General features: G+C 58.3%; 17 protein-coding genes, 1 other RNA gene and 1 pseudogene. 10 read left to right on the top strand and 9 right to left on the bottom strand.

Features of this window, described 5'->3' with window-relative positions; all coding sequences use genetic code 11:
* Positions 1-188: 188 nt before the first annotated feature.
* From JAO32_RS12660 to ssrS, 3 genes are all read left to right on the top strand, one after another.
* A complete protein-coding gene (locus JAO32_RS12660) occupies positions 189-932 on the top strand; it encodes a ThuA domain-containing protein (protein WP_334240906.1) in 744 nt (247 codons plus the stop codon).
* An 80-nt stretch (positions 933-1012) separates the two neighbouring features.
* Positions 1013-2062 (top strand): TlpA family protein disulfide reductase, encoded by a 1050-nt coding sequence (locus JAO32_RS12655; RefSeq protein ID WP_334240904.1) that lies wholly within the window; start codon positions 1013-1015, stop codon positions 2060-2062.
* Positions 2063-2158: 96 nt separating this feature from the next.
* Positions 2159-2345: non-coding RNA, 6S RNA (gene ssrS / locus JAO32_RS20070), on the top strand.
* 51 nt (positions 2346-2396) lie between these two features.
* On the opposite strand, the gene JAO32_RS12650 is transcribed toward ssrS, so the two are convergent.
* Positions 2397-3338 carry a DUF1684 domain-containing protein gene (locus tag JAO32_RS12650; RefSeq protein WP_334240902.1) on the bottom strand — a complete coding sequence of 314 codons (942 nt, stop codon included), beginning with the start codon at positions 3336-3338 and terminating at the stop codon, positions 2397-2399.
* A 108-nt stretch (positions 3339-3446) separates the two neighbouring features.
* Here JAO32_RS12650 and JAO32_RS12645 point away from each other — a divergent pair, with 108 nt between their 5' ends.
* From JAO32_RS12645 to JAO32_RS12635, 3 genes are read left to right on the top strand one after another with little or no spacing between them, the layout of a single operon-like run.
* Positions 3447-4187, top strand: a complete 741-nt coding sequence (locus JAO32_RS12645; RefSeq protein ID WP_334240901.1) for a prolipoprotein diacylglyceryl transferase — start codon at positions 3447-3449, stop codon at positions 4185-4187.
* Complete coding sequence (locus JAO32_RS12640) at positions 4177-5607, top strand: RluA family pseudouridine synthase (RefSeq protein WP_334240899.1); 1431 nt, start codon at positions 4177-4179, stop codon at positions 5605-5607. Before JAO32_RS12645 ends, JAO32_RS12640 begins: the two co-directional genes overlap by 11 nt.
* 12 nt (positions 5608-5619) lie before the next feature.
* Complete coding sequence (locus tag JAO32_RS12635) at positions 5620-6642, top strand: VWA domain-containing protein (protein WP_334240897.1); 1023 nt, start codon at positions 5620-5622, stop codon at positions 6640-6642.
* Positions 6643-6741: 99 nt separating this feature from the next.
* On the opposite strand, the gene pheT is transcribed toward JAO32_RS12635, so the two are convergent.
* From pheT to JAO32_RS12615, 4 genes are read right to left on the bottom strand one after another with little or no spacing between them, the layout of a single operon-like run.
* The gene (gene pheT, locus JAO32_RS12630) at positions 6742-8865 is read right to left on the bottom strand and encodes a phenylalanine--tRNA ligase subunit beta (protein ID WP_334240894.1); all 2124 of its coding nucleotides are present in this window, start codon (positions 8863-8865) and stop codon (positions 6742-6744) included.
* A 53-nt stretch (positions 8866-8918) separates the two neighbouring features.
* Entirely contained in the window at positions 8919-9335 is a 417-nt protein-coding gene (locus tag JAO32_RS12625) for a four helix bundle protein (RefSeq protein WP_334240892.1), read from the bottom strand.
* Positions 9332-10441 carry a phenylalanine--tRNA ligase subunit alpha gene (gene pheS, locus JAO32_RS12620; RefSeq protein ID WP_334240891.1) on the bottom strand — a complete coding sequence of 370 codons (1110 nt, stop codon included), beginning with the start codon at positions 10439-10441 and terminating at the stop codon, positions 9332-9334. Before pheS ends, JAO32_RS12625 begins: the two co-directional genes overlap by 4 nt.
* A gap of 34 nt (positions 10442-10475) precedes the next feature.
* Positions 10476-12002 carry a UbiA family prenyltransferase gene (locus JAO32_RS12615; protein ID WP_334240889.1) on the bottom strand — a complete coding sequence of 509 codons (1527 nt, stop codon included), beginning with the start codon at positions 12000-12002 and terminating at the stop codon, positions 10476-10478.
* Positions 12003-12239: 237 nt separating this feature from the next.
* On the opposite strand from JAO32_RS12615, the gene JAO32_RS12610 reads away from it, so the two are divergent.
* The 3 genes from JAO32_RS12610 to JAO32_RS12600 all read left to right on the top strand — a co-directional run bounded on the left by JAO32_RS12610 (position 12240) and on the right by JAO32_RS12600 (position 20867).
* Entirely contained in the window at positions 12240-14000 is a 1761-nt protein-coding gene (locus tag JAO32_RS12610) for an efflux RND transporter periplasmic adaptor subunit (RefSeq protein ID WP_334240886.1), read from the top strand.
* 120 nt (positions 14001-14120) lie between these two features.
* The gene (locus JAO32_RS12605; protein ID WP_334240884.1) at positions 14121-17285 is read left to right on the top strand and encodes a multidrug efflux RND transporter permease subunit; all 3165 of its coding nucleotides are present in this window, start codon (positions 14121-14123) and stop codon (positions 17283-17285) included.
* A 60-nt stretch (positions 17286-17345) separates the two neighbouring features.
* Positions 17346-20867 (top strand): efflux RND transporter permease subunit, encoded by a 3522-nt coding sequence (locus JAO32_RS12600; protein WP_334240882.1) that lies wholly within the window; start codon positions 17346-17348, stop codon positions 20865-20867.
* A 68-nt stretch (positions 20868-20935) separates the two neighbouring features.
* Here the strand turns inward: JAO32_RS12600 and JAO32_RS12595 are convergent, their stop codons facing one another.
* A complete protein-coding gene (locus JAO32_RS12595; protein ID WP_334240881.1) occupies positions 20936-22225 on the bottom strand; it encodes a glycoside hydrolase family 18 protein in 1290 nt (429 codons plus the stop codon).
* Between the two features lie 105 nt (positions 22226-22330).
* On the opposite strand from JAO32_RS12595, the pseudogene JAO32_RS20065 reads away from it, so the two are divergent.
* Positions 22331-24228: pseudogene (locus tag JAO32_RS20065) on the top strand (amidase).
* A gap of 2 nt (positions 24229-24230) precedes the next feature.
* On the opposite strand, the gene JAO32_RS12580 reads toward JAO32_RS20065, so the two are convergent.
* From JAO32_RS12580 to JAO32_RS12570, 3 genes are read right to left on the bottom strand one after another with little or no spacing between them, the layout of a single operon-like run.
* A complete protein-coding gene (locus JAO32_RS12580) occupies positions 24231-25532 on the bottom strand; it encodes an MFS transporter (protein ID WP_334240876.1) in 1302 nt (433 codons plus the stop codon).
* A gap of 54 nt (positions 25533-25586) precedes the next feature.
* Positions 25587-26291: an LrgB family protein gene (locus tag JAO32_RS12575; protein WP_334240874.1), complete on the bottom strand. Its 705-nt coding sequence runs from the start codon at positions 26289-26291 to the stop codon at positions 25587-25589.
* A complete protein-coding gene (locus tag JAO32_RS12570) occupies positions 26288-26665 on the bottom strand; it encodes a CidA/LrgA family protein (RefSeq protein ID WP_334240873.1) in 378 nt (125 codons plus the stop codon). The genes JAO32_RS12575 and JAO32_RS12570 overlap by 4 nt, the downstream gene beginning before the upstream one ends.
* Positions 26666-26703: the final 38 nt, after the last annotated feature.

Below are 26703 nucleotides of genomic sequence, written 5' to 3'. Positions count from 1 at the left end.
GCTGGGCCTCTTTTGTTTTCGTGGCTGGAACCTGGAAGCACTATGTGTCAGTGAGGATTCGTCGGCTTTTTCGCTGCGCCAGAATGACGGGCTGCGGTGATGGTGCGATGTTTGCAAACGCTTCCAAGCACGCGATACCATGCCGCCGATGTGCTTCTGTCGGGTTGCGGAGGCGCGAAAGGATTGGGATGAAACGTCTGCTTGCCTTGTTGTTGCTGTGTTCTTCTGCTGCGGCGGTCGCGCAGGATCGCATTTTGATCTACACGCGTAGTTACACGGCGGACGGCAAAGGGTACGTGCACGGCAATCGTGCCAGCAGCGTGGTGGCGTTGGAGAAGATTGCGGCAGAGCTGAAGATTCCCACGGATAACACGGATGATCCGATCGTGTTTACACCGGAAAATTTGAAGAAGTACACCGTGATGGTGTTCAGCAACAGCAACAACGAGGCGTTCAGCACGCAGGCGCAGCGCGATGCTTTCAAGGGATGGATTGAGCATGGTGGCGGCTGGGTGGGTATTCACTCGGCGTCAGGCAATGAGCGTAATTGGGACTGGTTCGCGCAGATGGTGGGCGGTAGGTTCCTGATGCATCCGAAGAAGCAACAGTTCACGGTGAAGGTGGTTGATCCGAAGTTTCCTGCGATGCAGGGCGTGCCTGCGGAGTTCACCGTGAATGATGAGTGCTACTTCACCAAGCGCTTCAGCGATACGATCCATCCGCTGTTGACGGTAGATACTTCGAAGCTGGATGTGACGAACTTCAAGCTGGATCGCAAGGACTTTCCGAATCCGCTGCCGATTGCGTGGTGGCAGGAATTTGATGGCGGACGCGAGTTTTATATCGCGCTGGGACACGACAACAGCTATTACGAAGATCCAGTGTTTGAGGGGATTTTGAAGCGGGCGATTTTGTGGGCGGCGAAGAAGTAACGCTGCGCCGGATTCCCTAAATGAAACAGAGGAAAGAAGATTTCTGTTGCCGTTTTTTACGGCTCGGGTAAGCTGCTGCTGTGAAAATTCTCTCGTCTGTTCTGCTGCTCGTTCTCAGTTCCGCGTGTATTGCGCAAACTTCCACTGCTAACTCCTATGAAAGTCTGCCAGAGTTCCAGAAGCTTCGCGCAGAGGCAAAGGACGAACAAAACTCCAGTAGCAAGATCATTTTTGCCGCGGGAACCTGGAAGAAGGCGAACAAAGTGGCGGGTGGCCACTGCATGGAGTGTTTGGAAGGCGTGTTCACATCGCAGTTGCGGCTGGGCGAATACAAGGATGCGCTGAAAACTGCGAAAGAGTGGGATGCTGCCAGTAATCAGTCGCTTGATCATGTGCGTGCGGAGCTTGCCGAAGGGCGCGTCGCGATTGCAATGGTCGACAGGAATAAGCCGAATATGGCTGTTCTGCAAGAGGCCGATGAAGAGCTAAAGAAGGCGACAGCGGCGCATGCCACGGCGGCTTACTTCTACGACGGCCAAGTGCTGGCTCTGATGAAGAAGGATGCAGATGCAGGCGCGGCTTTTGGCCAGTATGCGAAGTTGACGCGGAAGGATGATCCGCTACTGTCGCGGGCAACTTATTTCTCTACGCACCCTGAGATGGCACGCGAAAAGATGGCACCAGCGGTGTTGGTGAACACGCTGGGTGGAAAACGATTCAACCTGGATGATATGCATGGCCGTGTGGTGTTGATTGACTTCTGGGCGACGTGGTGCGGTCCATGCAAACAGGAACTTCCCCACATGAAGAAGCTGGCGGAGGCGTATAAGGATGAGCCTTTGGAGATCATCAGCATCTCCTGGGATTCTGACGCCAACAAATGGCGGCAGTTCATTGCGGACAATGGCATGAGCTGGAACCAGTACCTGGACGCGGATCACAGTGTGACGAAGATGTTTGGCATTGATGCCATTCCGCATTACTTCACGATTGATGCCAATGGCGTGTTGATGGCAGAGAATGTGGGATCGGGGTCAAATATTGATGGGCGTATTCGAAAACTGGTGGCGCAAGCGAAGGAACAGAAGCAGTTAGCCGCAGCAGTCAGCACGCCAACTGCAGGGCAATAAAACACGAGGTCTTTGCAAGTGTTTGGCTAGCACAAAACGGCTTTGTTGCTCAACTTGCAAACCCTTCGCACATTGCGTAGCATCTGCCTTTAGATGACCGACCTGCAAAGCAGGTGGGGGAACAACGTCGGTTGAACCAACATTCATTGAACAGGGGTTCGGCTCGTATACATGGTTCGGTGTGCAGTGTCCGCCAGTCCGGAATGCCTAAAGAGCCACGGCTGAATCCCACCGCTTATTGGCGGGTTCACCGGCGCTTCCAACACGGCCCAGCGGGTCGGTCCTCGCAAGATTCAAATGGGCGTCTACCTCAGCGGTAGACGCCCGTTTGTTTTTACGAATGCTTGCCGTTGTATCTCTTCTCGCCAGCGGAGATGGCGATGGGCAGGCGGTTTTGTTGCGGTGGAATGGGGCAGGATGTGTGCGATGAAAATGCGCACAACGGATTGCGTGCCTGATTGAAGTCGAGCACGACGGTGCCGGGTTTGTTGAGGCCGTTGCTGGGCATGGCGATGTCGAGGAAGCGCCCGCCTTCGTAAGTGGTGGTGCGGCTGGTGGTGTCGCGGAAGACGAGGAAGAGCGGTTTGTCCTTGCGCTGCACGAACGTTGGTTCCAGTTGGAAGGTGCGACCGTTCTGCGTGAACTCGGCTATGCCGTAGGATGTCTCCTCATTCACCTGACCAAGGATATTGGCGATGCGTAGCGTGTGTGGCTGCGGCCAGGGCTTCCATGCGGCGGTGATGCGGTAGTGCGCGTTGGGCGCGTACCAGTCGAGGCCGCGGAAGGCGAGCAGCGCGGGTGCCTGCATATCTCGGGCTACCAGGAAGAAGCCAAATTTGTGGCGCAGGACGAAGTTAACACTGCCTTCGCGGAAGGTGGGCGATGTGCCGTCTGCGTCGAAGGTGACGGCGCCTGCGGTGGCGGGTTTGCCGCCGATGGTGAGGTCTTTGGGGAAGCCCGAGGGTGGTGGCAGAAATTCAATCTGTTCGCCGTGCAGGCGCACGAGGCCGATCTGTGATGAGAGGTGGTCGATGCGGATTTTGCTGGTGGCTGCCGAGCCGATGGAGGTGTCGCCTTCTGCGAACTTTTCCAGTGACACCATGCCGAGTGCGCTTTGCGGACTGGTCAGCAGTTTCGACTGTGCTTTGCGGAAGTGTGCGATTTCCTCGCGTTCTGCCGGGGAGAGCGCTTTTGCCGCGGAAAGTGCCTGTGCGGGCAGGCACGCGGAGCAGAGCGCGGGGAGCGCCATGCCCAGGACAACGAACAGCCGTTTCATGCTTCTTCCTTCCGGGTATAACCGGCCGTGGGGCCGTGTCGTCCCGTTGGAAGCTCTTTGATCGAAACGCCAAAGAGCTTACCCAAGTATTCTTACAGAGAGCGTCTTATGCATCCCCATTTATTCCGTATCGGCCCGGTTACTGTCCCCACGTTTGGGGCGATTGCGGCGTTGGGGCTGGTGTTGGCGATTTCGCTGGCGGCACGTGGCGCTCGGGTGATGCGGCTGAACGAAGATGCTGTGTGGAACCTGTGTTTGTGGATGGCGGCGGGAACGCTGGTGTTGTCGCGGCTGATTATTGTGGCGCAGGTTTGGAAGTCGTTTGCGAAGTATCCGCTGTATATCCTGACGCTGCCCACGGTGACGAAGTGGGGATTGCTGCTGGCGCTGGGCAGTGGCGCGGTGTACATGCTGGTGAAGCGATTGCCGTGGCTGCGCACGCTGGATGCGCTGGCTCCTGCGGCGTTGTTGTTGCAGGCGTTTCTGCATCTTGGTACGCACTTCTCGGGCGATGATCTTGGGTTGGCGACAACGTCGCGGTTGGGTGTGATGTTTGGCGACGAGGGATATCACCCTGTGGCGTTGTATTCGGCGGTGTTGACGCTGGTGGCATGTGCGGTGGCGTTTGCGTGGCTGCATCGTGAGTCGCAGCCGGGCGAGACGTTTGGACTAGGGCTGACGCTGGCTGCGCTGATTCGGTTTTTTGTGGATACACTTCGTCCGGGTTGGGTTCTTCCGGAGACGATGATTGGCAACCTGCTGCGCGTGGATCAGCTTGTGCTGATGGTGCTGGCGGTGGTGGGTTTGAGTTTTTTCTTTCAACGAAAGGGCGTGCGTTATGCCCAGTAAAAATATGTTGCCCAAGGGCAAGCGTCGGCACTCTGTGAAGGCGGATTACCGCACGCAGCGGGATGCTGCTCGTGATGCGGAGGCTGCGGAGCTGGCGGCTACGGAAGCGGCGCTTTACGGCGAAGAGGCTCCTGTAGCGAAGCCTGCAATTCCGAATACTGCGGTGCCGGATAAGCGTGGCAAGGGATATCAGAAGAGCGGTAAGCGGCAGCAACGGACTGTTGAGGTGGCGAAGGATCTGCCCTCGTCTTCCATGGATGAAGATGATGAGTTGATTCTGCCTGTGGAGGCTGTTGCTTCCCCTGGGCGATTGACCTCGACGCGTACGCTGGTTGCTACGCCAGAGTCTCGCGGTATGCGGCTGGATGCTTATCTTGCGTGGGCACTGCCGGAGATTAGCCGCGCGCGCGCGCAGTTGCTGATTGAACATGGGCAGGTGCGGGTGAGTGGTTCGCCCGCGAAGGCGAAGTACAAGCTCAACGGTAATGAGCAGATTGTGGTGGAAGGTGAACCGCAGCCTGCGCCGCTTCGTGCGACGCCGGAAGATATTCCGCTCAGCATTGTCTACGAAGACAAACACATGGCCGTGATTGATAAGCCTGCGGGCATGATGGTGCATGCGGGCAGTGGCCTGACGGATGATGCGCGCAGCAGCGGCACGTTGGTAAATGCGTTGTTGTTTCACTTCAAGGACAAGCTGAGTGATGTGGGCGGCGCGCTGCGGCCGGGCATTGTGCATCGCCTGGACAAGCAGACCAGCGGTTTGATCATGGTGGCCAAGAGCGATGCGGCGCATCGTGCGTTGGCAGAGATGTTCTCGGAGCGGTCGCTTGAGAAGCGATACATTGCGCTGGTGCATCGGGATGTGAAGAGCGATCGCGGCATCATCGATCTTCCGATTGCGCGCGATCGTCTGCGTCGTACGCGCATGACGACGCGTGTGGGGAACCGCTACCTGACCACGGACAGCCACGGCACGCCTGCGAAGCGTCATCCGGATGAGCCGGAAGAGCGCGCCTCGCGCAGGCCCAACGATCCGCGTCCGGCGCGCAGCCTGTACACCGTACTGGAGCGTCTACATACGACTGCTGGCGATTTCACGTTGCTGGACGTGAAGATTGAAACGGGACGCACGCATCAGATCCGCGTTCACATGCAGTCGCTGGGGCATCCGGTGGTGGGCGATACGCTGTATGGCGCGCCGGCGAAGATTCCGGGGATCAAGGCAGATGGCACCGGGCCGACGCTGCACCGAAATTTTCTTCACGCGGCGCATTTGGTACTGGAACATCCGATTACAGGAAAAGAACTGGATCTGGAGGCTCCCCTGCCGGAGGAACTTGCGTCTCTCTTAGAGCAGCTTCGTGCGCTGGAAATACCGGCAGCGCCCGCCAAGCCAAAACACGCCGAGGATTGGTAAACTACGCCCCGTATGGCAGTTTTTCGTAAGTTCGCTGTTCAAGCCGCTGGCACCGTAGCACTGGTGGCGGCTTCGATCACTTTGTCCGCCCAGCAGCAGCAGTCCGCACCGCTTCCACCGGCGAATACGAATACACAACAAGGAACGAATCCGCCGCAGGGCGAACAGCCCACGGGCGATGCGCAGGGTGGCGGCTATACGCTGAAGGCCTTCGTGCCCGAGGTGTACCAGGTGTTCACGGTGACGGATAAGAAGGGTCACTTTGTTACCGGTCTGAAGCAGCAGGATTTTGGTCTGCTGGACGATGGCAAGCGCCCGGAACGCGTGATCAGCTTTACGCAACAGGCAAATCTGCCGCTGCGCATTGGCATCATGCTGGACACGTCCAACTCCATCCGCACGCGCTTTCAGTTTGAGCAGCAGGCTGCGACGGAGTTTCTGCTACAGGTGTTGCGGCCCCGTCAGGATGCAGCGTTTGTCAGCGGATTCGATGTGCGTCTGGATCTGGTGCAGGATTACACCAACTCCATTGACAAGCTGAGCACGGCGATTGAAAAGCTGCGGCCCGGTGGCGGTACGGCGTTTTTTGATGCGATCTATCAGACGTGTCGCGATCAGATGCTGACGGTGACCAGCAACGAGACGATCCGTAAGGCGCTGATTGTGGTTTCTGACGGAGAGGATAACTACTCGCGCGTGCAGGAGCAGGAAGCCATTAAGGAATGCCAGCGTGCGGATACGCTGGTGTACACCATCTCCACCAATGTTTCGCCGTCGCGCGACAAGGGCGACGATGTGCTGATGCGTTTGAGCGAAGCTACGGGTGGACGCACCTTCTTCCCGAACAAGATTGAAGATGTGGCCAAGGGCTTCCAGGACATTCAGGAAGAGTTGCGCTCGCAGTATTCGCTGCGGTATCGTCCGGCCGACCTGAAGCAGGATGGTGCGTTCCGTACGATTTACCTGACGACGCTGGATCAGCGTTACCACGTACGCGCGCGTAAGGGATACTTTGCGCCGAAGCCTCCGCAATAGGTGCTTCGGTACTTCGTATTGTTCTTGACGCCTTCGGCGTGTAATGCAAGTGAAAGGGGATGCCTTGATGGCATCCCCTCTGTTTTGGTTTGAGTTCGGTTAGGCTGCGCGGTGTTTGCCGCCGAGTTTGATCAGGGCGGCGACGATTGCTTCCTGCCAACCGGTGATTTCCTCTTCCTGTAGTGTGCGTTCCGGTGATTGGAAGACGGTGCGGAGGAGGAGCGAGTATTCGCCCTTAGGAACAGCCTTGCCCTTGGCATCGCGGAAGATTTCGATGGGTTGCAGCGAGATCATCTCTGCGATGTTCAAGCCAGCGATGGCCTGCGAAACAGCGGCCCAGGTGATGTTGTCTGCGAAGAGGAACGAGAAGTCGCGTTCGACGGCCTGGTAGCGCGAAGGTTCTTTCGCTGCGGGCTGCTTCAAATCGAAGGCAAAGAGTGCAGGAATGTTCAGTTCTGCGAGGACGACGTTTTCTTTCAGCTTACGGCGCTCACGTTCTTCGTTGGTTAGTTCACCGAACCAACCAATCGTCTTGCCTTCAAGCGTGATGGATGCACCGCGACCGGGTGCGATCCATTTGGGCAGATTATCTGCGGAGAACGTAGGTGCGCTTGCGACGAAGCGCGAGAGCAGCTCTTCCACTGCGCCCTTTACTTCGAAGAAGAGTGCATCGGCGGCGTCGATGGTGCGTGTGGCAGATGCGTTGCCGTATGCGCCGAGTGTGAGCGAAGGATGTTCGTCCACTTGCGCTGTAGAGCCGATGAAGACGGTGCCGTATTCAAAGAGGCGCACCGCAGCGACGTCGCGTGTGCTGTTGAGCAGGAGCATGCCTGCCATGCCGGGAAGCAACGACGGACGCAGGTTGCCCGCTTCCGCGTTGAGCGGATTGCCCATCGGTACTGCGGATTCCGTGGTGAACAGAGCGGAATCTGTTTCGGAGGCGAAGGTGCTGCTGATAGCTTCGGTCCAGCCGAGGGCGCGCAGCGTGGTGCGAACGACTTCTTCCTTTGCCGCGTGCGGCAGGGCGATGACGCCGCCGGAGAAGCTGGGCAGTGTGTCTGCGAAACGGTTGTAGCCATAGACGCGTGCGATCTCTTCGATGAGGTCGATCTCGCGTTCGAGGTCGAGACGCCACGAGGGCAGTGTCACCTCGTATGTGCCTGCGTCTGCGCTGGGGCGGAGATGGCAGCCGAGCGCCTGCAGATACTGCTCCACGACATCTGCAGGAACGAGATGGCCCGCAGTGCTTTCCTCAATCGTGGTGCCGAGGATTCGCTGGACTTCTTCCACGCTGAGCGTGACGTGCGGACGCTTGGTGGTGCGAAGTTCCTGCGCTTCGATGACGACGTCAGTTATGGGGCCGATGGCTTCGCCACCGCAGGCTGCGATGACTCCGCGTGTGACCAAACGATTTGCAAGAGCACAGGCGCCGAGGTCGGCTCCGCGTTCGTAGCGGTGCGATGCGTCGGTGTGCAGACCGTGGCGGCGAGAGGTGGCGCGGATGGTTGCGGGATCGAACCACGCAGCTTCCACGAGGATGTTCTTCGTGGCTTCCGTGACGCGCGAGTCCCATCCGCCCATCACACCGGCGAGGCTGAGTGCCTTCTTTTCGTCGGCAATCACGACATCGTCGGTAGTGAGCGTCTTTTCGCTGCCGTCGAGCAGTGTGATCTTCTCGCCTGCGTGTGCGCGGCGCACGATGATGCCGCCTTCGATGGTGTCGAGGTCAAAGACGTGGGTGGGGTGGCCCATGGAGAGCCAGTTGTAGTTCGTGATGTCGACGGCGTTGGAGATGGGCTTCTGGCCGATCTGCGCGAAACGCTCGGCAACGATACCTTCGCTGGGCTTGACGGTGACGCCGCGGATGACCTGTGCGGTGAAACGGCCGCAGAGTTCCGGGGCGTCGATGCGGACGGGGTAAGCGCTGTTCGCATGTGCGTGAACTGAACCGGTGGGTTCGCCTTCTGCGTTGAGCACGCGGCGATCTTCCAGTTGCAGCAGGGGCACGCCGTAGATGGTGGCGGCCTCGCGCGCGATGCCGTAGTGGTTCATGGCGTCAACGCGGTTGGTAGTGATGTCCATCTCAAAGAGATGGCCGCCGCTGGGCAGAGCATGCACGCCTTCCACGGCGATGCCGCGCAACGTCAAATCATCCGCCAGTTGGCGGTCGGAAACTTCGAGCGCGGGAAGATATTCGCGCAGCCAGTTGGAAAGAATATTCATGTGAAAAGCAGCGAGTCAGCGGGTTAGCGAGTCAGCAAGTCAGCTTTCGTCGCTCAAGCTTCGTCGACCTCCAGAGTTCTTAAGAGTCCGTTGAGGATGCGGGCCACTTCTGCGGTTAAAGAAAGCAGCTTGTCGGCATCTTCTTTTTTGAAATACGTAAGGTCAGCAGCAAGCAGTATCTGTGTTTCTAGTTCAAACAGTGAGCCGCGTGCGTTGCCGAGGAACATTCTTAATGCACGATCACTTAGTCTTCCATGGCCTTCCGCAATGTTGCTTGGAACAGAGACTGCGCATCGACGCATTTGCACCGTTAGTCCGAAGCGTTCTTCAGCAGGAAATCGTTCTGTCGTCAGGTTTACCTGCTTTGCAAGCTGCATCGCTTTCTGCCATGCGATCAGGTCGCGGTAGTTGCGTGTTCTCCCGCGCTGACTTGCTGACTCGCTGACCTGCTGACTCGCTGCGTTACTCATACAAACTGCGACAAGAAACGGAGGTCGCCTGAGTAGAACTGACCGATGTCGCCGACGCCGTACTTCATCATGGCGATGCGTTCCACACCCATGCCGAAGGCGAAGCCGCTGATCTTCTTGCTGTCGTATGCGGGTTCGAGTCCGTTTTCGATGCGACGCTGATCGACGGCGGCGAAGACGGCAGGGTCAACCATGCCGCATCCCAGAAGTTCAATCCAGCCGGAGTATTTGCACTTGCGGCAGCCCTTCTGTCCGCAGAAGGGGCAGGAGATCTGCACGTCGGCGCTGGGTTCCGTGAAGGGGAAGAACGAAGGGAAGAAGCGAGTCTTTACTGACGAGCCGAAGAACGCCTTCATCGCGTGGTCGAGCGTGCCCTTCAGGTCGCTGAAGGTGATGTTCGTGTCGACGCAGAGACCCTCCACCTGATGGAAGATGGGCGAGTGCGTGGCGTCGCTTTCGTCGTTGCGGTGCACCTTGCCGGGGATGACGATGCGCAGCGGCGGTGGCTGCGAAATCATGGTGCGAATCTGCACGGGCGAGGTATGTGTGCGCATCAACAGACGCTCGCGCAGCGGCTTCTTATCCTGATCGGCGACGACGAGGGTGTCCTGCGTGTCGCGTGCGGGATGGTTCGGCGGGAAGTTGAGCGCTTCGAAGTTGAAGAAGTCGCTTTCGACTTCCGGCCCGATGCCGACGGAGTAGCCCAACGCGGCGAAGACAGCGGTCATCTCGCGCATGGTGCGCGTGAGCGGATGCTCCGTGCCGATGGTGCGGCGAATGCCGGGCAGGGAGAGGTCCAGCGATGAACCCTCTGCCGCGGTGCTGGCAGGGCCTGCGAGGAGCGCGGCTTCAATCTCGTTTTTGAGAGCGTTGAAGCGCATGCCGAGCGACTTCTTCGCTTCGGGCGGCGCGGTCTTCAGCCAGCTTTCGCTGAGCAGTTTCAGGCGTCCCTGTTTGCGGCCAAGCCAGTCGAGGCGGAAGTTTTCCTGCGCTTCGGGCGTGGTCAGTTGCGCGGCTGCGGAGCGAACTTCGTCCGTGAGTGCGCGGAATGCCTGGTCGAGCGAGGCGTCATCGAACGCGCTCAGGGGTGTGATGGTATCCGTCATGGTGCGTCTTTACAGGATAAATGAGTGCGGCCCACTACAGGGCGAGCCACACGATCAGGGCGCAAAGAGCACCCAGCAGCCAGCTCATGCGATCGGTGATGGCGTATACGACCGGGTCTTCGTGCAACTGGCCGCGGCTTGCGAGTAGCCAGACGCGGCTGACCCACAGGATCAGCACCGGTTCGATGAGCCAGAGGCGGCTCATGTGGGTGTAGAGGTGTGCTGCCGTCAGGTTGGAAATGTACATGCTGAGCACGACGACCGCGGCAAATGCGCTGGAGGTGCCGAGGGCGCGCAGTTGCTCGATGTCGCCGGTGCCGTAGCCGCGTCCGGAGGCTTTGTCCTGGCCGCTGGCGACCATCAGATCCAGTTCGCTGAAGCGTTTGACGAAGGCTAGCGAGAGGAAGAAGAAGATGGAGAATGCGGCCAGCCATTCGGAGATGAACACGCCGCTGGCGGCAGCACCTGCCAGAAGGCGGATGGTGTAAAGGCCACTGAGTACGATCACATCGACCAGCATCATCCGCTTCAGAACAAAGGAATAAGCCAGAGTGGTGACGGTGTAAATGCCGAGCCAGATGACAAAGCTGTGAGGTCCGGAGAGCAGTCCGGCTGTTTTTGGAGGTGTGTGGGTGGGGATGTGCGGCACCAAGAGCGCGAGTGCCAGTGCGATGACGAAAAACGCTGCCACAATGCCAACACCCGCAATAGGAGAGAGGTCGCCGGAGGCAAAGGGCCTGCGACGCTTTCGCGGATGGCGGCGATCGGCTTCGATATCGAGCAGGTCGTTGATGATGTAGGTCGCGCTGGCGCAGAACGATAAAGAGAAGAACGCCAGGAGGCAGGCCATCATGCTGCGCGTCGAAAAGTCGTGGGCGAGGACTGCGGGCAGGAAGATGAGGGCGTTTTTTGCCCACTGGTGCGCCCGGATCGTCTTCAGAAAGACCGCGGAGGTGGAGCGGCGGTCAATGAATTCGCGATGGATGGCGGTGCGATCGCGCTGGAGAGCCTTGCGCAGCTTCCGGTGAGGGTTGGCCACCATCGGTAGAACGCTTTCGCGCAGGAGTGTGCGGTCCGGAATGGCGTTGCCTATGTATGTGAAGCCTTCGGGAAATCGATCCTGGAAGGCTTTGAGCTTGTTGGCACCCGCGAGGTTCAGGGTTCCGTCAGAGGCGAGCACGCCAGTGAACAGGTCGCCGAAATGTGCTGCGACTTGTTGCGCAAACCCAATGTCTGCAGCAGTTGCAAGGTAGATGCGGCGGCCAAGAGCGTGCTGTTCCCACAGGTATTCCAGCAGCGGCTGGTTGTAGGGAAGGAATTCGACATCGACCTGGGCGCGTCCGGTGATCTCGCGTTTGAACCCGGCGCGTCCCTTGCTGACCCACTTGGGCCAGTACAGGGGAGAGGTGGGTTGCTGGCGCACCAGGAGCAGAACGGCGTCTACCAGGGTGTCACTTTTGACCAGGGTGCCGTCCAGATCCACGCACAGAGGCACATCTGCGGCTCCATTTGACTCTGGATAAGCGGTTGCGGCGACGCCGGACAGGCGATCGTCTTCCATAAACTTGCGACTCCCTGTCTTTGTCGGTTATACGGGATGCCGGGATAGAACCCCTGCAACAAGGCGATTATAAAGACGCGACATTTGCGTACAGGGGTGCCTGCGATGAATTCTCACGAAACCTTCTGTCAGGGCTGTCCGTCATTCCTTATAGTCAAAGAGAGTCTTCCGGAGTTTCGCGCATACCGGTGACCCACCTCATCTGAAAAAATAATCAGGACGGTTCTACGCAAACGTATGTCGCTTTCTGCCAGCGAGCACCCAGTCTCTTCCTCGCACCCGGCGTTGCCGGATCACGCTTCTCCTTCTTCGACCGGCCTAACCAATGATGCGTCTCAGCATCCGGAGGAGCCGAAGAAGGGCGGTTCGTGGCTGCGCGTCCTGATTCTCATCCTGGTGGTGGGTGGCGCGATTGGCTTTGTTGTGTACCGTATTGTGACCAACAAGCCGAAGGAGGCAGCCGGACCGGGCGGTCGACGTGGTGCCGGTGCCGCAGGGCAGATCATCCCGGTGGCCTATGACGTGGCCACGTTGAAGACGATGCCGATTTCGCTGCAGGCGCTGGGAACAGTGACGGCATACAACACCGTGACGCTGCGCAGCCGCGTGGATGGCCAGATTACGCGCGTGAACTTCACCGAAGGTCAGCGCGTGAAACAGGGCCAGTTGCTGATTGAGATCGATCCGCGACCCTATGCGGCGGCCCTGGAACAGGCGAAGGGCAATCTGACGCGCGATCAGGCGAACGCCGTATATGCGCAGGCTCAGGCACAGCGTTATAACCAGCTCTATCAGGCTGGCGTTGTCAGCAAGGAAAGCACGCAGACACAGGAATCTACCGCAGGGCAGGCTGTGGGAACGCTGGCTGCTGACCGCGCGGCGATCGATGCGGCACAGGTGAATCTGAACTACACGCGCATCACGTCACCTATTAATGGTGTTGTGGGTCTGCGCCAGGTGGACGTGGGCAACATCGTTTCGGCGGCGTCGACGACTGGACTTGTGGTGATTACGCAGGTGCAGCCCATTGCCGTGATCTTCACGCTGCCGGAAGACCAGATTCCGCAGGTGTTTTCGCACATGCGTGGCGGTCAGAAGCTGGTGGCTGAGGCTTGGGACCGTTCCAACTCGCAGAAGCTGGCGACGGGTTCGCTGCTGACGGTGGACAACCAGATTGATACGACCACCGGCACTGCGAAGCTGAAGGCCGTCTTCCAGAACGAAGGCAATGAGCTGTATCCGAATCAGTTTGTGAACATCCACCTGATTCTGGAGAATCGTCCGAACTCGCTGGTGGTCCCGGCGGCGGCGATTCAGACCGGCAATGGCGGCAGCTTTGTTTACGTGATTGATCGCACCAAGGGCCAAGCCAATCCTGTTGCGGGCGGCGGTGCTGCTGGTGCAGGTCGTGGCGGCAACGGCGGTGGACGCAAGGCTGCGAATGCTAACGGTGACGCGAATGCCGCAACTGGCGCAAATACTGCGGCTGGTCCGGGATCGCCAGATGCGAATGCATCGGGTGGTGCGGGCGGACGCGCCGGCCAGGCAAGCGGTGGCGCTCGTCCAAGCAGCCAGAACTTCCCGGTAGAGGTGGTTCAGGTTGTGGTGGACAGCACGCAGGGCACGAATGTGATCCTGAAGAGTGGTCTGAAGGCTGGAGACCAGGTGGTGACGGATGGCCAGGAGAAGCTGCAGCCGGGTAGCCGTGTGATCCCGCGTCCGTCTGACGATATGCAGGCGGCGCGCAAGGCAGCCCAGAATCAGAATTCCGATGGGCAAAAGGCGAACCCGAATCCGGGGGCTGGCGATTTCAGCAATGGTCGCGATTCGGATGTTTCTCCAGCGATGACGCGCGGACGCGGGCAAGGACAGGCGCCGAGCGGCACGGATAGCAGCGGGCTTGGAACGAGCCGCGGTCCTAACCAGAATCGTGAAGGCGCGAATGGCCAGATGAATGGCGGGCAGCGTGGTTCGGGTGGTCGTCGCCAAACGCAGTAGATTTTCCGGCAGCGATGCCGTCACTCAGCGGCCAATGCTGCTGACAACTGATGTTCCAGGCCGGAACGGGCTGCTGAATGCCCCGTCCCGGCCTGTTTACCCTTTCCGGAGCCTCCGCGCATGAGTCCGTCCCGGCCATTTATTCTTCGTCCGGTTGCCACAGTTCTATTGATGGTTGCCGTTTTGCTGGCGGGTGGCGTTGCCTACACGCAGCTTCCGGTTTCGGCGCTGCCGCAGGTCGATTACCCCACGATCCAGGTGCAGACCTACTACCCCGGCGCATCGCCCTCGGTGATGACCTCCGCCGTGACGGGTGCGTTGGAGCGCCAGTTCGGCCAGATTCCGGGTCTGACGCAGATGACGTCCACGTCGTCCGGTGGCGGATCGATCATTACCCTGCAATTCAATCTGTCAGAATCCATCGACGTGGCGCAGCAGGACGTGCAGGCAGCCATTAATGCTGCCAGCAGCTATCTGCCCAGCAATCTGCCGAATCCTCCGATCTACAACAAGGTGAACCCGGCCGATGCGCCGATTCTGACGCTGGCTTTGACGTCAAAGACGCTGCCGCTGACTAAGGTGGAAGATCTGGCCGACACGATCCTGGCCAACAAGATTTCGCAGCTTTCGGGTGTGGGTCTTGTATCAATTGCGGGCGGACAGAAGCCGGGTGTGCGTATTCAGGCGAACCCGACGGCGCTGGCTGGTTACGGCATGTCGCTGGAAGACCTGCGCACCGCGCTGGCCGCGGCGAACGTGGACCAGGCGAAGGGTAACCTGAACGGTCGCCTGCAGAGCTACACCATCGGCGCGAATGATCAGTTGCTGTCCGCGAAGGATTATCAGGACGTCATCGTGGCGTACCGCAACGGATCGCCGGTGCGCATGAGCGACGTTGCAAATTCTGTGGATGGTGCGGAGAATGCCTTCCAGGCAGCGTGGATGGGACGCCGCGATGCGGATGGCAATCCGAATACGCAGCCTGCCGTCATCATCAACATCCAGCGTCAGCCGGGCGCGAACATCATTGGCGTGGTGGATCGTATTGAGGCGCTGCTGCCGAAGTTGCAGGCGACGCTGCCTGCCTCAGTCAAGCTGGAGACGCTGACTGACCGTACCGGAACGATTCGCGCTTCCGTGGAAGATGTGCAGTTCGAGTTGATGCTGACCATCGGACTGGTCATCCTGGTGATCTTCCTGTTCCTGCGTTCGTGGCGTGCAACGATCATCCCGTCTGTTGCGGTACCGCTGTCCATTGTGGGCACGTTCGCGGTGATGTATCTGCTGGGTTATTCGCTGAATAACTTGTCACTGATGGCGCTGACGATTTCGACCGGCTTTGTGGTGGATGATGCCATCGTGATGGTCGAGAACATCGACCGCTATCTGGAAGAAGGACATTCGCCGCTTGAATCAGCGCTGATGGGATCAGAGCAGATCGGCTTCACGATTCTGTCGCTGACCATTTCGCTGATCGCCGTGCTGATTCCGCTGCTATTCATGGGCGATATTGTGGGACGCCTGTTCCGCGAGTTTGCCGTAACACTGTCGGTGACGATCCTTGTGTCTGCCGTTGTCTCCTTGACTCTGACTCCGATGATGGCGGCCAAGCTGCTGAAGCACACGCCAGAGCATGAGAAGGGCAAGTTCTACAAGGTCAGCGAAGACTTCTTCAACTGGGTGATTGCGCGTTATGCCACGGGTGTGCGCTGGGTGCTGCGCCATCAGACACTCACTCTGCTAGTGACGGCAGCGACCTTTGTACTGACGCTGTTGATGTATATGTGGGTGCCGAAGGGCTTTTTCCCGGTGCAGGATACCGGCGTGATTCTGGCCATTACAGATGCGCCGCAGGACATCAGCTTTGGTGCGATGAGCCAGCGGCAGCAAGCACTGGCGAATGCCATCCTGAAGGATCCGGACGTGGATTCGCTTTCGTCATTCATTGGCATTGATGCGACGAACCAGACGCTGAACTCTGGACGTATTCAGATCAATCTGAAAGACCGTGAAGAGCGCAAGACCAGCGCTTCCGACATCATCCGTCGCCTGCAGCCGAGTCTGGATAAGGTGGAAGGCATCAAGGCATACATGCAGCCGTTGCAGGATCTGACGGTGGAGAATCGTACGGCCCGTACGCAGTACCAGTATTCCGTGGAAGATGCGAATAGTGACGAGCTTGTGCAATGGTCGAACCGCATCCTGCAGAAGTTCAGGACACTACCTGCGTTGGCTGACGTTGCATCGGATCAAACGACTGATGGTTTGGAAGCATCTTTGGTGATTGATCGTGATACCGCGTCACGACTGGGTATTACGCCGCAGAACATTGATGACACGCTGTACGACGCCTTTGGTCAGCGTCAGGTGTCAACGATGTTTACGCAGCAGAATCAGTATCACGTGATTCTGGAAGTAGCTCCGCAGTATCAGAAGAGCCCCAAGGCGCTCGATAACATTTATGTGAAGTCATCCAGCGGAACACAGGTGCCGCTATCTACCTTCACGCATTTTGAGCAGAAGAAGACAACACTGGCGATCTCGCACGAAGGGCAGTTCCCGTCGGTGAACATCTCGTTCAATCTGGCCCCCGGATACTCCATCGGCGACGCAGTATCGCAGGTACGCAAAGCGGAAAAAGAACTGAACATGCCGCTGAGTGTGAACGCGAACTTCCAGGGAACCGCGGCATCGTTTGAGGCTTCGCTTTCGAATGAGCCGATTCTGATTCTGGCCGCGTTGATCACGGTGTATATCGTTCTGGGTGTTCTGTATGAAAGCTACATTCATCCCATTACGATTCTTTCCACGCTGCCGTCCGCAGGTGTGGGAGCGATCCTCGCGTTGTTCGTCACCGGGACTAACCTTTCGGTGATCGCGTTGATCGGCATCATTCTTCTGATCGGCATTGTGAAGAAGAACGCCATCATGATGATCGACTTTGCGTTGGAGGCAGAGCGCGAAGGTGGCAAGACGCCGGAAGAGTCGATTTACCAGGCCTGCCTGCTGCGCTTCCGTCCCATCATGATGACGACGATGGCCGCGCTGCTGGGCGGTGTGCCGCTGGCATTGGGTACCGGTACTGGATCGGAGCTGCGCCGTCCGCTGGGTATCACGATTATTGGTGGCCTGATTGTTTCGCAGGTGCTGACGCTGTATACGACTCCGGTGGTGTACTTGTTCTTTGACCGCATTGGACGCAAGTATCTGGGTACGGAAGAGGGAGACCGCGAACGTCTGAAGCATCTGCACGAAGACGAACCGCAGTATGCGACCGGAGATTAAGACCGCATTCGCAATCGTTTCAATGACTGATTTTTCCTGTCCAACACAAGGACCGATGCAATGAATACAGCACCCGAACCCGGCGATAAGACACCCACGGAGCACGTGCATCCGGGGGATCGCGCCCGTCTGGATGACCGCGTTGTGCGCGGTGGGGATCATGATCCGCATGAGCACGCCACGTCGAGAGATGAACGCAGAAATGCGGATTCTGCCGAGGGCGAGTCAGACCCGCTGGGCGGAATTGCGGGCGTCCATTTCTCCAAGCCGTTTATTCAGCGCCCGATTGCGACGTTCCTGCTTTCGTTCGCCATCATTCTTGCCGGCGCAGTCGCGTACAAGATGCTGCCGGTTTCTTCGCTGCCGAATGTAGAGTTCCCGGTGATCAGCGTTGGCGCCAGTGTTCCGGGCGGTGATCCGGAGACAATGGCGTCGTCCGTTGCAACGCCGCTGGAGCGTCAGTTCTCGCGTATTGCAGGCATCAATCAGATGACGTCGACGTCGTCACAGGGATCTGCAAACATCACAATGCAGTTTGACCTGAACCGCGACATCAACGGTGCTGCGCGCGATGTGCAGGCTGCGATTAGTGCGGCGCGTGCGCAGTTGCCGGCGAACATGCCGCAGAATCCGAGCTATCGCAAGATCAATCCGTCAGAAGCTCCGATTCTGATTCTGGCGATGACGAGCGACACGCTGACTGTGCCGCAGATTTACGATGCTGCCGACTCCATCCTGGCGCAGAAGATTGCTGCGATTCAGGGTGTGGGACAGACCTTTGTGGGCGGTTCTGCAAAACCGGGTGTGCGCGTGGAGGCGAACCCGAATCAGCTCACGTCGTACAACTTGTCGCTGTTGCAATTGGCAGCTGCAATTCAGACCATCAACGTGCTTGAGCCGACGGGATATCTGAACGGTGACGAGCGGCGTTGGTCTGTTTCAACCACCGATCAACTTTTTGGTGCGAATGCGTATCGGCCTCGCATTGTGGCGATCACTGGCGGTTCGGTTACGAATGCGACCGCGAACAACGGGCTGCAATCAAACGTGTCCAGTGCGATCAGCAGTGCCAATACAGCGACCGTGGCCAGCACGAACGCAAACATTGATGGTAGCGCCGGCTATACCTCTGCGGCGGTTAGCAACTTTACTTCAAATCAGACTGCGCCAACACCTTCGAAGGGCGTGGGTATTGTTCGCATTGGTGATGTAGCGGACGTGGTGGATTCTGTTGAGAACAACCTGACCTATGGTCAGTTCAACGGTAAGCCTGCCATCCTGCTGACGGTATTCAAGTCGCCAGGCGCGAACGTGATTGAGACGGTGGATCGTGTGCTGGCGCAGCTTCCTCTGCTGCAGGCGTCGATCAATCCTGCGATCAAGTTGCAGGTTTCGCTGGATCGTACGCAGACGGTGCGTGCTTCAGTGAAAGACATTACCCAGACGATGATTCTGACCATCGTGCTGGTGGTGCTGGTGGTCTTCGCATTCCTGCGCGAAGTGCGTTCGACGCTGATTCCATCGGTGTCTGTGCCACTGTCGATTCTTGGCACGTTCGGCATTATGTATCTGCTCGGGTATACGCTGGACAACCTGTCGCTGATGGCGCTGACCATTTCGACGGGCTTCATCGTAGACGACGCGATCGTGGTGATTGAGAACATCTCACGTCACCTGGAAGACGGGCTTGATCCGTATCATGCGGCCATGGTGGGGTCGAAGGAGATCGGATTCACCGTGATGTCGATGAGCATTTCGCTGATCGCGGTGTTCATTCCGATTCTGCTGATGGGCGGCATTGTGGGCCGCCTGTTTCGCGAGTTTGCTGTTACGTTGTCGGTGGCGATTTTGATGTCGTTGGTAGTTTCGCTAACGACGACGCCTATGCTATCTGCGAAGTTTCTTGAACCCCACAGTGCGCGGAAGCACGGCAAGCTGTATCTGTGGAGCGAGAAGTTCTTCATTTGGCTTCGTGAGGAATATGAACACGGATTGAGTTGGGTGCTGCGTCATCAGTTGCCCGTGCTGATCATCTGGCTGGTTACGTTTGCTCTGAATATCTATCTGTTTGCGATTGTTCCGAAGGGCTTCTTCCCGCAGCAGGATACGGGGCGTTTGGGCGGCCGTATTCAAGGGCAGCAGGATGTGTCCTTCGGCGTGATGAAGCAAAAGATCATCGATATGGCCACCATCATGAAGCAGGACCCGGACATTCAGAATGTAATGGCGTTTGTGGGTGGCGGTGGTCCGGGCGGTGGTGCGAATAACCAAGGCAACCTGTTTGTTTCGCTGAAAACGCTGGATGAGCGTAAGGACAAGGCGAATGCAGACGACATCATCAATCGTCTGCGTCCGAAGCTGTCGCGCACACCGGGTGTTGTGGCGTATCTGCAGTCGCAGCAGGAATTGAATATCGGCGGTCGCCAGTCAGCGACGCAGTATCAATACACGCTGTCTGCAGATTCTGTCTCGGACCTGAATCATTGGGCGCCACTGATGATGGCGCAGATGATGAAGACGCCGCAGCTTCGCGATGTGGCAACAGATCAGCAGGACCATGGTCTGGAAGCGAAGCTGGTGATTGATCGCGATACCGCATCGCGACTCGGTATCAGCGCACTCACTATCGATCAGACACTGAATGCTGCATTTGGTCAGCGCCAGGTTTCTACGACTTATAAGCCGTTGAACCAATACCACGTGGTGATGGAAGTGGCTCCGCAGTGGCAGGCCACGCCAGAACAGTTGCGTGAGATTTTTGTGAAGACCAGCAATGGAACACAGGTTCCGTTGTCGGCCATTACGCACTTTGAAAATCAGCGTATTCCGTTGCAGGTAAACCATCAGGGCTTGTCACCTTCAGCAACTCTCTCGTTTAACCTGGCGCCGGGTGTGGCGTTGTCAGATGCTGCGCTTGCGATTGAAAACGCACGTAACGCAATCGGTATGCCTGCAAACATCAGTGGCGGATTCCAGGGAACGGCGGCAGCCTTCCAGGATTCGCTTTCCACGGTGCCTGTGCTGGTGCTGTTGGCGCTGACTGCGGTGTATATCGTCCTGGGTGTTCTGTATGAAAGCTTCATCCATCCGTTGACGATTCTTTCCACGCTGCCCTCAGCAGGTGTAGGTGCGGTTGTGGCACTGCTGCTGACGCAGGTGGATATGTCGGTTATTGCGATGATCGGTATCCTCTTGCTGATCGGCATTGTGAAGAAGAACGCCATCATGATGATCGACTTTGCGATCGTTGCCGAGCGTGAGCATGGCAAGACCGCAGAGCAGGCCATCTATGAGGCATGCTTGCTGCGCTTCCGTCCGATTATGATGACGACGATGGCAGCGCTGCTGGGCGGCGTTCCTCTGGCATTTGGTACGGGTGTTGGTTCGGAACTGCGTCGGCCTTTGGGTATCACCATCATCGGTGGCCTGATTGTGTCGCAGTGCCTGACGCTGTTCACCACGCCGGTGGTTTACCTGTACTTCGATCGCTGGCGCGAGCGTGTGGAGCGTTGGGGCCGCAAGCTGACGCGCAAGAAGGTCACGCAGGCGCACGGGCAGTTGGAGCCTGTTGCTGGAGATTAATCTTTCACGTGAATCAGAAACACGAAGAGGATGCCATTTTCGGCATCCTCTTCGTGTTTGCGAACAAGTTAGTGTTCTGAACTGACTTTGTTTGTGGAAGTGTCTTTCGCCAGGGCGTGGAGGAGTTGCGCGTCGTTGGTGTCGCCACTCAACTCCCAGACCATGATTCCGCCGAGACTGTTGTCGTGTGCGAAAGCGGTTTTCGCCTGCAGCGAAACGGCGTCTTCAAAGGTGAGGAAGTTGTCGCCGTCGTATATCCACGGAGCGTGCGACAGTGGGTCACGATAAAGATGCGCGCCCGGATTCTGCATGAGTGTGGCAGCGGTGGATTGATTCAAATTGCCGCGAACGGGGTCGCCCTTGCTGTTTAATCCGTAGCTGCCGCCCTGTGCGACGTTGTGCCATTGATAGGCATAAAACGGGACGCCCAGTAAAAGTTGCCTTGAAGGTGCACCCGCGGCGAGGTACGCATTGATGGTGGTGGTGACGGTCTCTGCCTTTGGGTTGGCAGACGCGAGTGGTGCGTGGAATCCGGTGTCGCGTGCCCAGGGGCCGTAGTAGTCATAGGCCATGACACCTATTTGATCGACGCTGGCGGCGACACGTTTCCAGTCAATGGGAGTGATGTGTTTCTGCGCGGCAGCACTGGCGATGGAGAGCGTATAGCCGCGTTGCGAGGTGCCTGCACGCAATGCTGTCGATTTCCATCGGATGGTGTCCATCTGGCGGCGAAACTCTGCCATCAGCGCATAGAAGTCGTCAGCGTGATCTGCGTCGGGATATTCCCAATCCACGTCGATGCCGTCGAAGAGATGCGGTATTTCGATGCTGGGAGCGATATGGCCTTCGAGGAATCTTGCAATGCAGGAATGGACAAAGGCTACCCGGTTTTCCGGCTTTGCCGCTTCTGCGAAGAGCTCTGGCTTGCCTTCAATGGATATCAGGATACGCAGTTTGGGATAGCGCGCTTTCAGTAGTTGTAGTTGATGGAAGTTGCCGCGTATGGGCGCATCGGGTTCATCGGCCATGCCGTCGATGGAGTCTTCGGCTTTGAACACCATCTCCGTGTCTGCCTTCGGATCGGCAAGGGCGCACGCGTTGTTGCTGATGTTGGCCTGCGAGTAATCCAATTGCGTTAGCGAGCGCACGGCGCCGCTGTGGATGAGGTCGATGGGGATGTAGCGGCGGTTATAGATGCCCCATTGTGGGAAATAACCAACGATCTCGGATCGTTGCGCGGGCTGTGTGTGCAGCGGCGTCTTCGTGACCGGTGTCTTTGGCGACTGCGCGGCGCAAAGAGAGGCCAGCAGGCAGGTCATCGCCATGCCGTTGTGGAGTGCTGTGGGGAAACGCATCATTCTCAGGCTTAGACGCGAGTTGTGGATGGAATGGCGCTAGTTTTCTGTGCGATGCGGTTGCAAGTTTGGTATGTCGCGGCGCGGGAAGCGCGGTAGAGTGAGGGCATGATGGACAGGCGAGAGTTTCTGGAGCGCTGCGGTGCAGCGGGATTGGCGCAGACGTTGTTCCCCGGTGCGTTACTGGGGTTGATGGCGCAGAGTGCGTCCGCGCAGCAGGCAGCGAAGTATGAAGCGCCGCGGATCAGCGAGAATCCTGCGATTACGACAGAGATGCTGGATGCGGCTGCGGCGATTGCAGGCATCACGCTGACGGACGAACAGAAGAAGATGATGCTGGGCGACGTCATCACACAGCTTAAGAGTTTGCAGGCAATTCGGGATCTGCATCTGCTGAATTCTGTTGCGCCTGCGGATGTGTTCGATCCGCGTCCGGTGGGATTTAAGTTGCCGTATGCGACAGGTCACCGTGTGTCTCTGTCGACCCCGGCGAAGGAGATTGAGACCAAGCCCAAGGAGAATCTGCACAGTCTTTTGGCTTCAGAGAACGCAGAGCACGAGGTAATGTTTGCCTTTGCGGGGATTGTGCAGTTGGGGGATTGGCTTCGCCAACGCGCCATTACTTCAGTAGGGCTTACGAAACTATACCTACGTAGATTGAAACGGCTCGATCCGAAGTTGCACTGCGTGATCACGCTTACGGAAGAGCGTGCGTTGCGACAGGCGGAGCAGGCAGATCGCGAGATCGCCGCCGGGAAATATCGCGGGTCGTTGCATGGCATTCCCTGGGGCGCGAAGGATTTGCTGGCAGTGAAGGGCTATCCCACGACGTGGGGTGCGGGCGGGTTTGAGCACCAGGTGATCGACGAGAATGCGACGGTGGTGCAGCGGCTGGATGCTGCTGGTGCGGTTCTGATTGCGAAGTTGACGCTGGGTGCTTTGGCGCAGGGAGATCTTTGGTTCGGCGGGAAGACTCGTAATCCGTGGAATCCAAAACAGGGATCAAGTGGGTCGTCGGCGGGGCCTGCTTCGGCTGTGGCTGCGGGATGTTGTGCGTTTGCCATTGGATCGGAGACGCTTGGTTCGATCTCATCGCCTAGTACGCGGTGCGGGGCAACGGGACACAGGCCTCGTTTGGTTTGGTGCCGCGCACGGGAGCGATGGCGCTGAGCTGGAGCATGGATAAGCTGGGGCCAATCTGTCATTGTGCGGAAGATGCTGCGCTGGTGATGGCTGCGATTGCCGGTGCGGATGACAAGGATTTGTCTGTGCGCTCCGACGTTCGCTTTATGCAAGCAGGGACGGTTGAGATCGACTCGCTGCGTGTGGGCTACCTGGAGAGCACATTCGCAGAGCCGACGTTGCGCGCTGCGGAGAAGGACGAGAAACCGGAGCAGCGTGAACAGCGCGAGCATTACTTTAAGCAGCAACGGTATGACAATCGCTATGATCGCGCGACGCTGGATGTATTGCGTGGCATGGGAATTAAGTTGATTCCGGTGAAGTTGCCTGCGTTGCCGTTTTCATCCATCAGCAAAGTGCTGGGTGTGGAGGCTGCGGCTTCGTTCGATGAGATTACGCGGAACGGCCGCGTGAACTTGTTGACGGAGCAATCGCCCAATGACTGGCCTAATCAATTCCGCACGTCGCGCATGTATAGCGGTGTGGATTATGTGCAGGCCATGCGTGCGCGATCTTTAGTGATTGCGGCGATGGCGAAGTTGTTTACGGAAGTGGACATCATTGTTACACCGAGCGGTGGGCCGCAACTGACGGCGACCAACCTGAGCGGGCATCCGGCGGTGATTGTGCCGAATGGATTGCGCGGTGAGGATGCGCCTTTGCCACAGGACACCAGTGATGGAAGCCGCTTTAATGTTGGGGGACCGGGAACGCCGGTAAGTATTACGTTCCTTGGCCAGCTTTATGACGATGCGAGGCTGCTGGCTTTTGCGCGGATGTACCAGGAGAAGACGCGCTTCCACCTGGCACATCCTGCGCTGTAGGGCTATGGAGCTTCGATGGCTGCGGCCATGTTGCTGTGTTTGGTTTCCCGGATGGCGAGCAGGCCGATCATAGTGAGCACAGCCGACGACGTGAGGTAATAGCCCACGTACTTCAAGCCGTAGTTCTTCGCGAGCCACAGCGCGACATAGGGCGCGAGTGAAGCGCCGACGATTCCGGCGATGCTGAAGGCGAGAGAGCTACCGGTGTAGCGTACGGGGGTGGGGAACAGCTCAGAGAGCACCGTACCGAGCGGCCCGTAGACCAGGCCCATCAGTGTGAGTCCGAGGATGAGCATGAGTTGTGCGCCCGCGTGGCCAGCCTGGAACAGCGGTGCGAAAGCGAAGCCGTAGGCTGCAATGGCGACGTTGATGGCCAGCATGACGGGCTTGCGGCCCTTCTCTGCGAGCAGAGCGGCGGCTGGAATCGCAAGAGCGAAGAAGAGTACGCCGACCAGTTGCATCTTCAGGAAGTCCGACTTGGAGTAGCCGAGCGCCGTGGTTGCCCACGTGAGCGTGAAGACGATCATCAGGTAGAAGGCGACGAAGGCGGACAAGCTGGTGAGGATGCCCGCAATGACTGTACCGAAGTGGTTCTTCAACACGGAAAGGATGGGCACGCGCTGGGCTTCGCGGCGCGCCATGGATTCGGCGAATACGGGCGTTTCTGTGATGGTGAGACGTACGTAGAGGCCAAGCAGCACGAGGACGCCGCTGGCAAGGAAGGGCAGACGCCAGCCGAAAGACAGGAACTGCGCGGGTGTGAGCCACTTCGAAAGCACAAGGAACACCGCGCTGGAGAAGAAGAAACCAATGGGGGCTCCAAGCTGCGGGAACATGCCGTACCAGGCGCGCTTGTTCGGCGGGGCATTTTCCGTGGCCAGCAGAACGGCACCGCCCCATTCACCGCCCAGTCCGATGCCCTGACCGAAGCGGCAGAGGGCCAGCAGCAGGGATGCGATGACGCCAGCGGTTTTATACGTTGGCAAAAGTCCCACGCCGACGGTGGAGAGGCCCATGGTCGAAAGCGCCAGCACGAGCGTGGTCTTGCGTCCGATGCGGTCGCCGAAGTGACCGAAGAGAGCCGATCCGATGGGGCGCGCGATGAACGCAATGGCGAAGGTTGCCAGCGATTGCAGCGTGGCCGCGGTGGGATCACCTGCCGGAAAGAACAGCAGCGGAAAAACGATTACAGCGGCTGTGGCGTAGATATAGAAGTCGAAAAACTCTACGGTGGTGCCTACGAGTGAGGCAAACAGCACCTGTGCGGGCGTATTGATGGGCTTAGTCGATCCGGCACTTGTCATGGATGCATTCCATGATGCTTGTCGCAGTGTGCCGGATTCAAGTGCGAAGGTGATTTACCAGTGAGCAAAGATGCGGGCGAGCACCGGAGCCAGCAGGGCAGTCATAAGGCCGTTGACGCCGATGGCAATGCCTGCGAAGGCTGCAGGGACCGGGCCGAGGGGGATAACACTGGCTGCAGCGATGCCGCTTCCGGCGGTTCCAGCGGCTAATCCTGTGGCTGCGAGATGACGGACGCGCAGGGTTTTCAGCAGCATGGGCAGGGCGATGGCGGTGAGGATGCCCGCCAGGATCGCGAAGACGGCGGTGAGTGACGCGCTGCCGCCGATGGTGTCGGAGACTCCCATGGCGATGGGGGTTGTCAGCGACTTTGGCAGCATGGAGAGCGCGAGGAAGCGGCTTCCTCCGCAGAGTCGGGCCAGGGCGTAGGCGCTGACTGCTCCTGTGATGGAGCCAGCGAGGAGGGCGACGAGTGTGGGAAGCAGGCCGCGGCGCAGATGCTCCAGCGACTGCACCATGGGGATGGCGAGCGCCACGGTTGCCGGGCCCAGCAGGAAATGCAGTAACTGCACGGCGGAGAAGTATTGCGCGTAAGAGACGTGTAGAAGCCAAAGCGCAATGCCGACGAGAACGATGCCGATGAGCGTTGGATTGGCTAGCGGGGAGCGTGTGCGGCGTTGCAGCCATACGCCTGCCAGATAAAACAGGATGGTTAGTGGCAGCCACAATAGCGGTTCTGTACTTAGGGTAAGGAGTGTCATCGCTGCTCCACGGTGATGGAGACGCGTTCGCCACGACGTAGCAGCCATTGCATAACGAGCGCGGTTGCGGCCACTGTGAATGCGGTGGAGAGCAGGAGGGCCACGGTGATGGGCAGCCACGCGGAGCGCAGCAGGTCAAGATTTGCCACTACGCCTGCGCCTGCGGGGATGAATAGGAGACCGAGCCAACGCAGCAGACCGTTGGAGGTTTGCACCAGCGCGGTGTCCGGCTCTCGTTTTCGCAGGAGGAGAATAGTGGCAAGCAGCGCCATACCCAGCACTGGGCCGGGCAGCGGCAGATGCAGCGCGCGGTGCACCGCTTCGCCTGCCAGTTGCGCCGCGAGCAGTATCAGGAAGGATCGAAGCGTGGCCATACGCACACCAGCGTAGCGCGTTTGATAGCATCCGCACT

It is taken from the genome of Terriglobus sp. ADX1 (assembly GCF_036877645.1).
Classification (GTDB): domain Bacteria; phylum Acidobacteriota; class Terriglobia; order Terriglobales; family Acidobacteriaceae; genus Terriglobus.
Note: the sequence above shows the minus strand (reverse complement) of the source record. Positions and strands in the feature narration are given on the sequence as shown.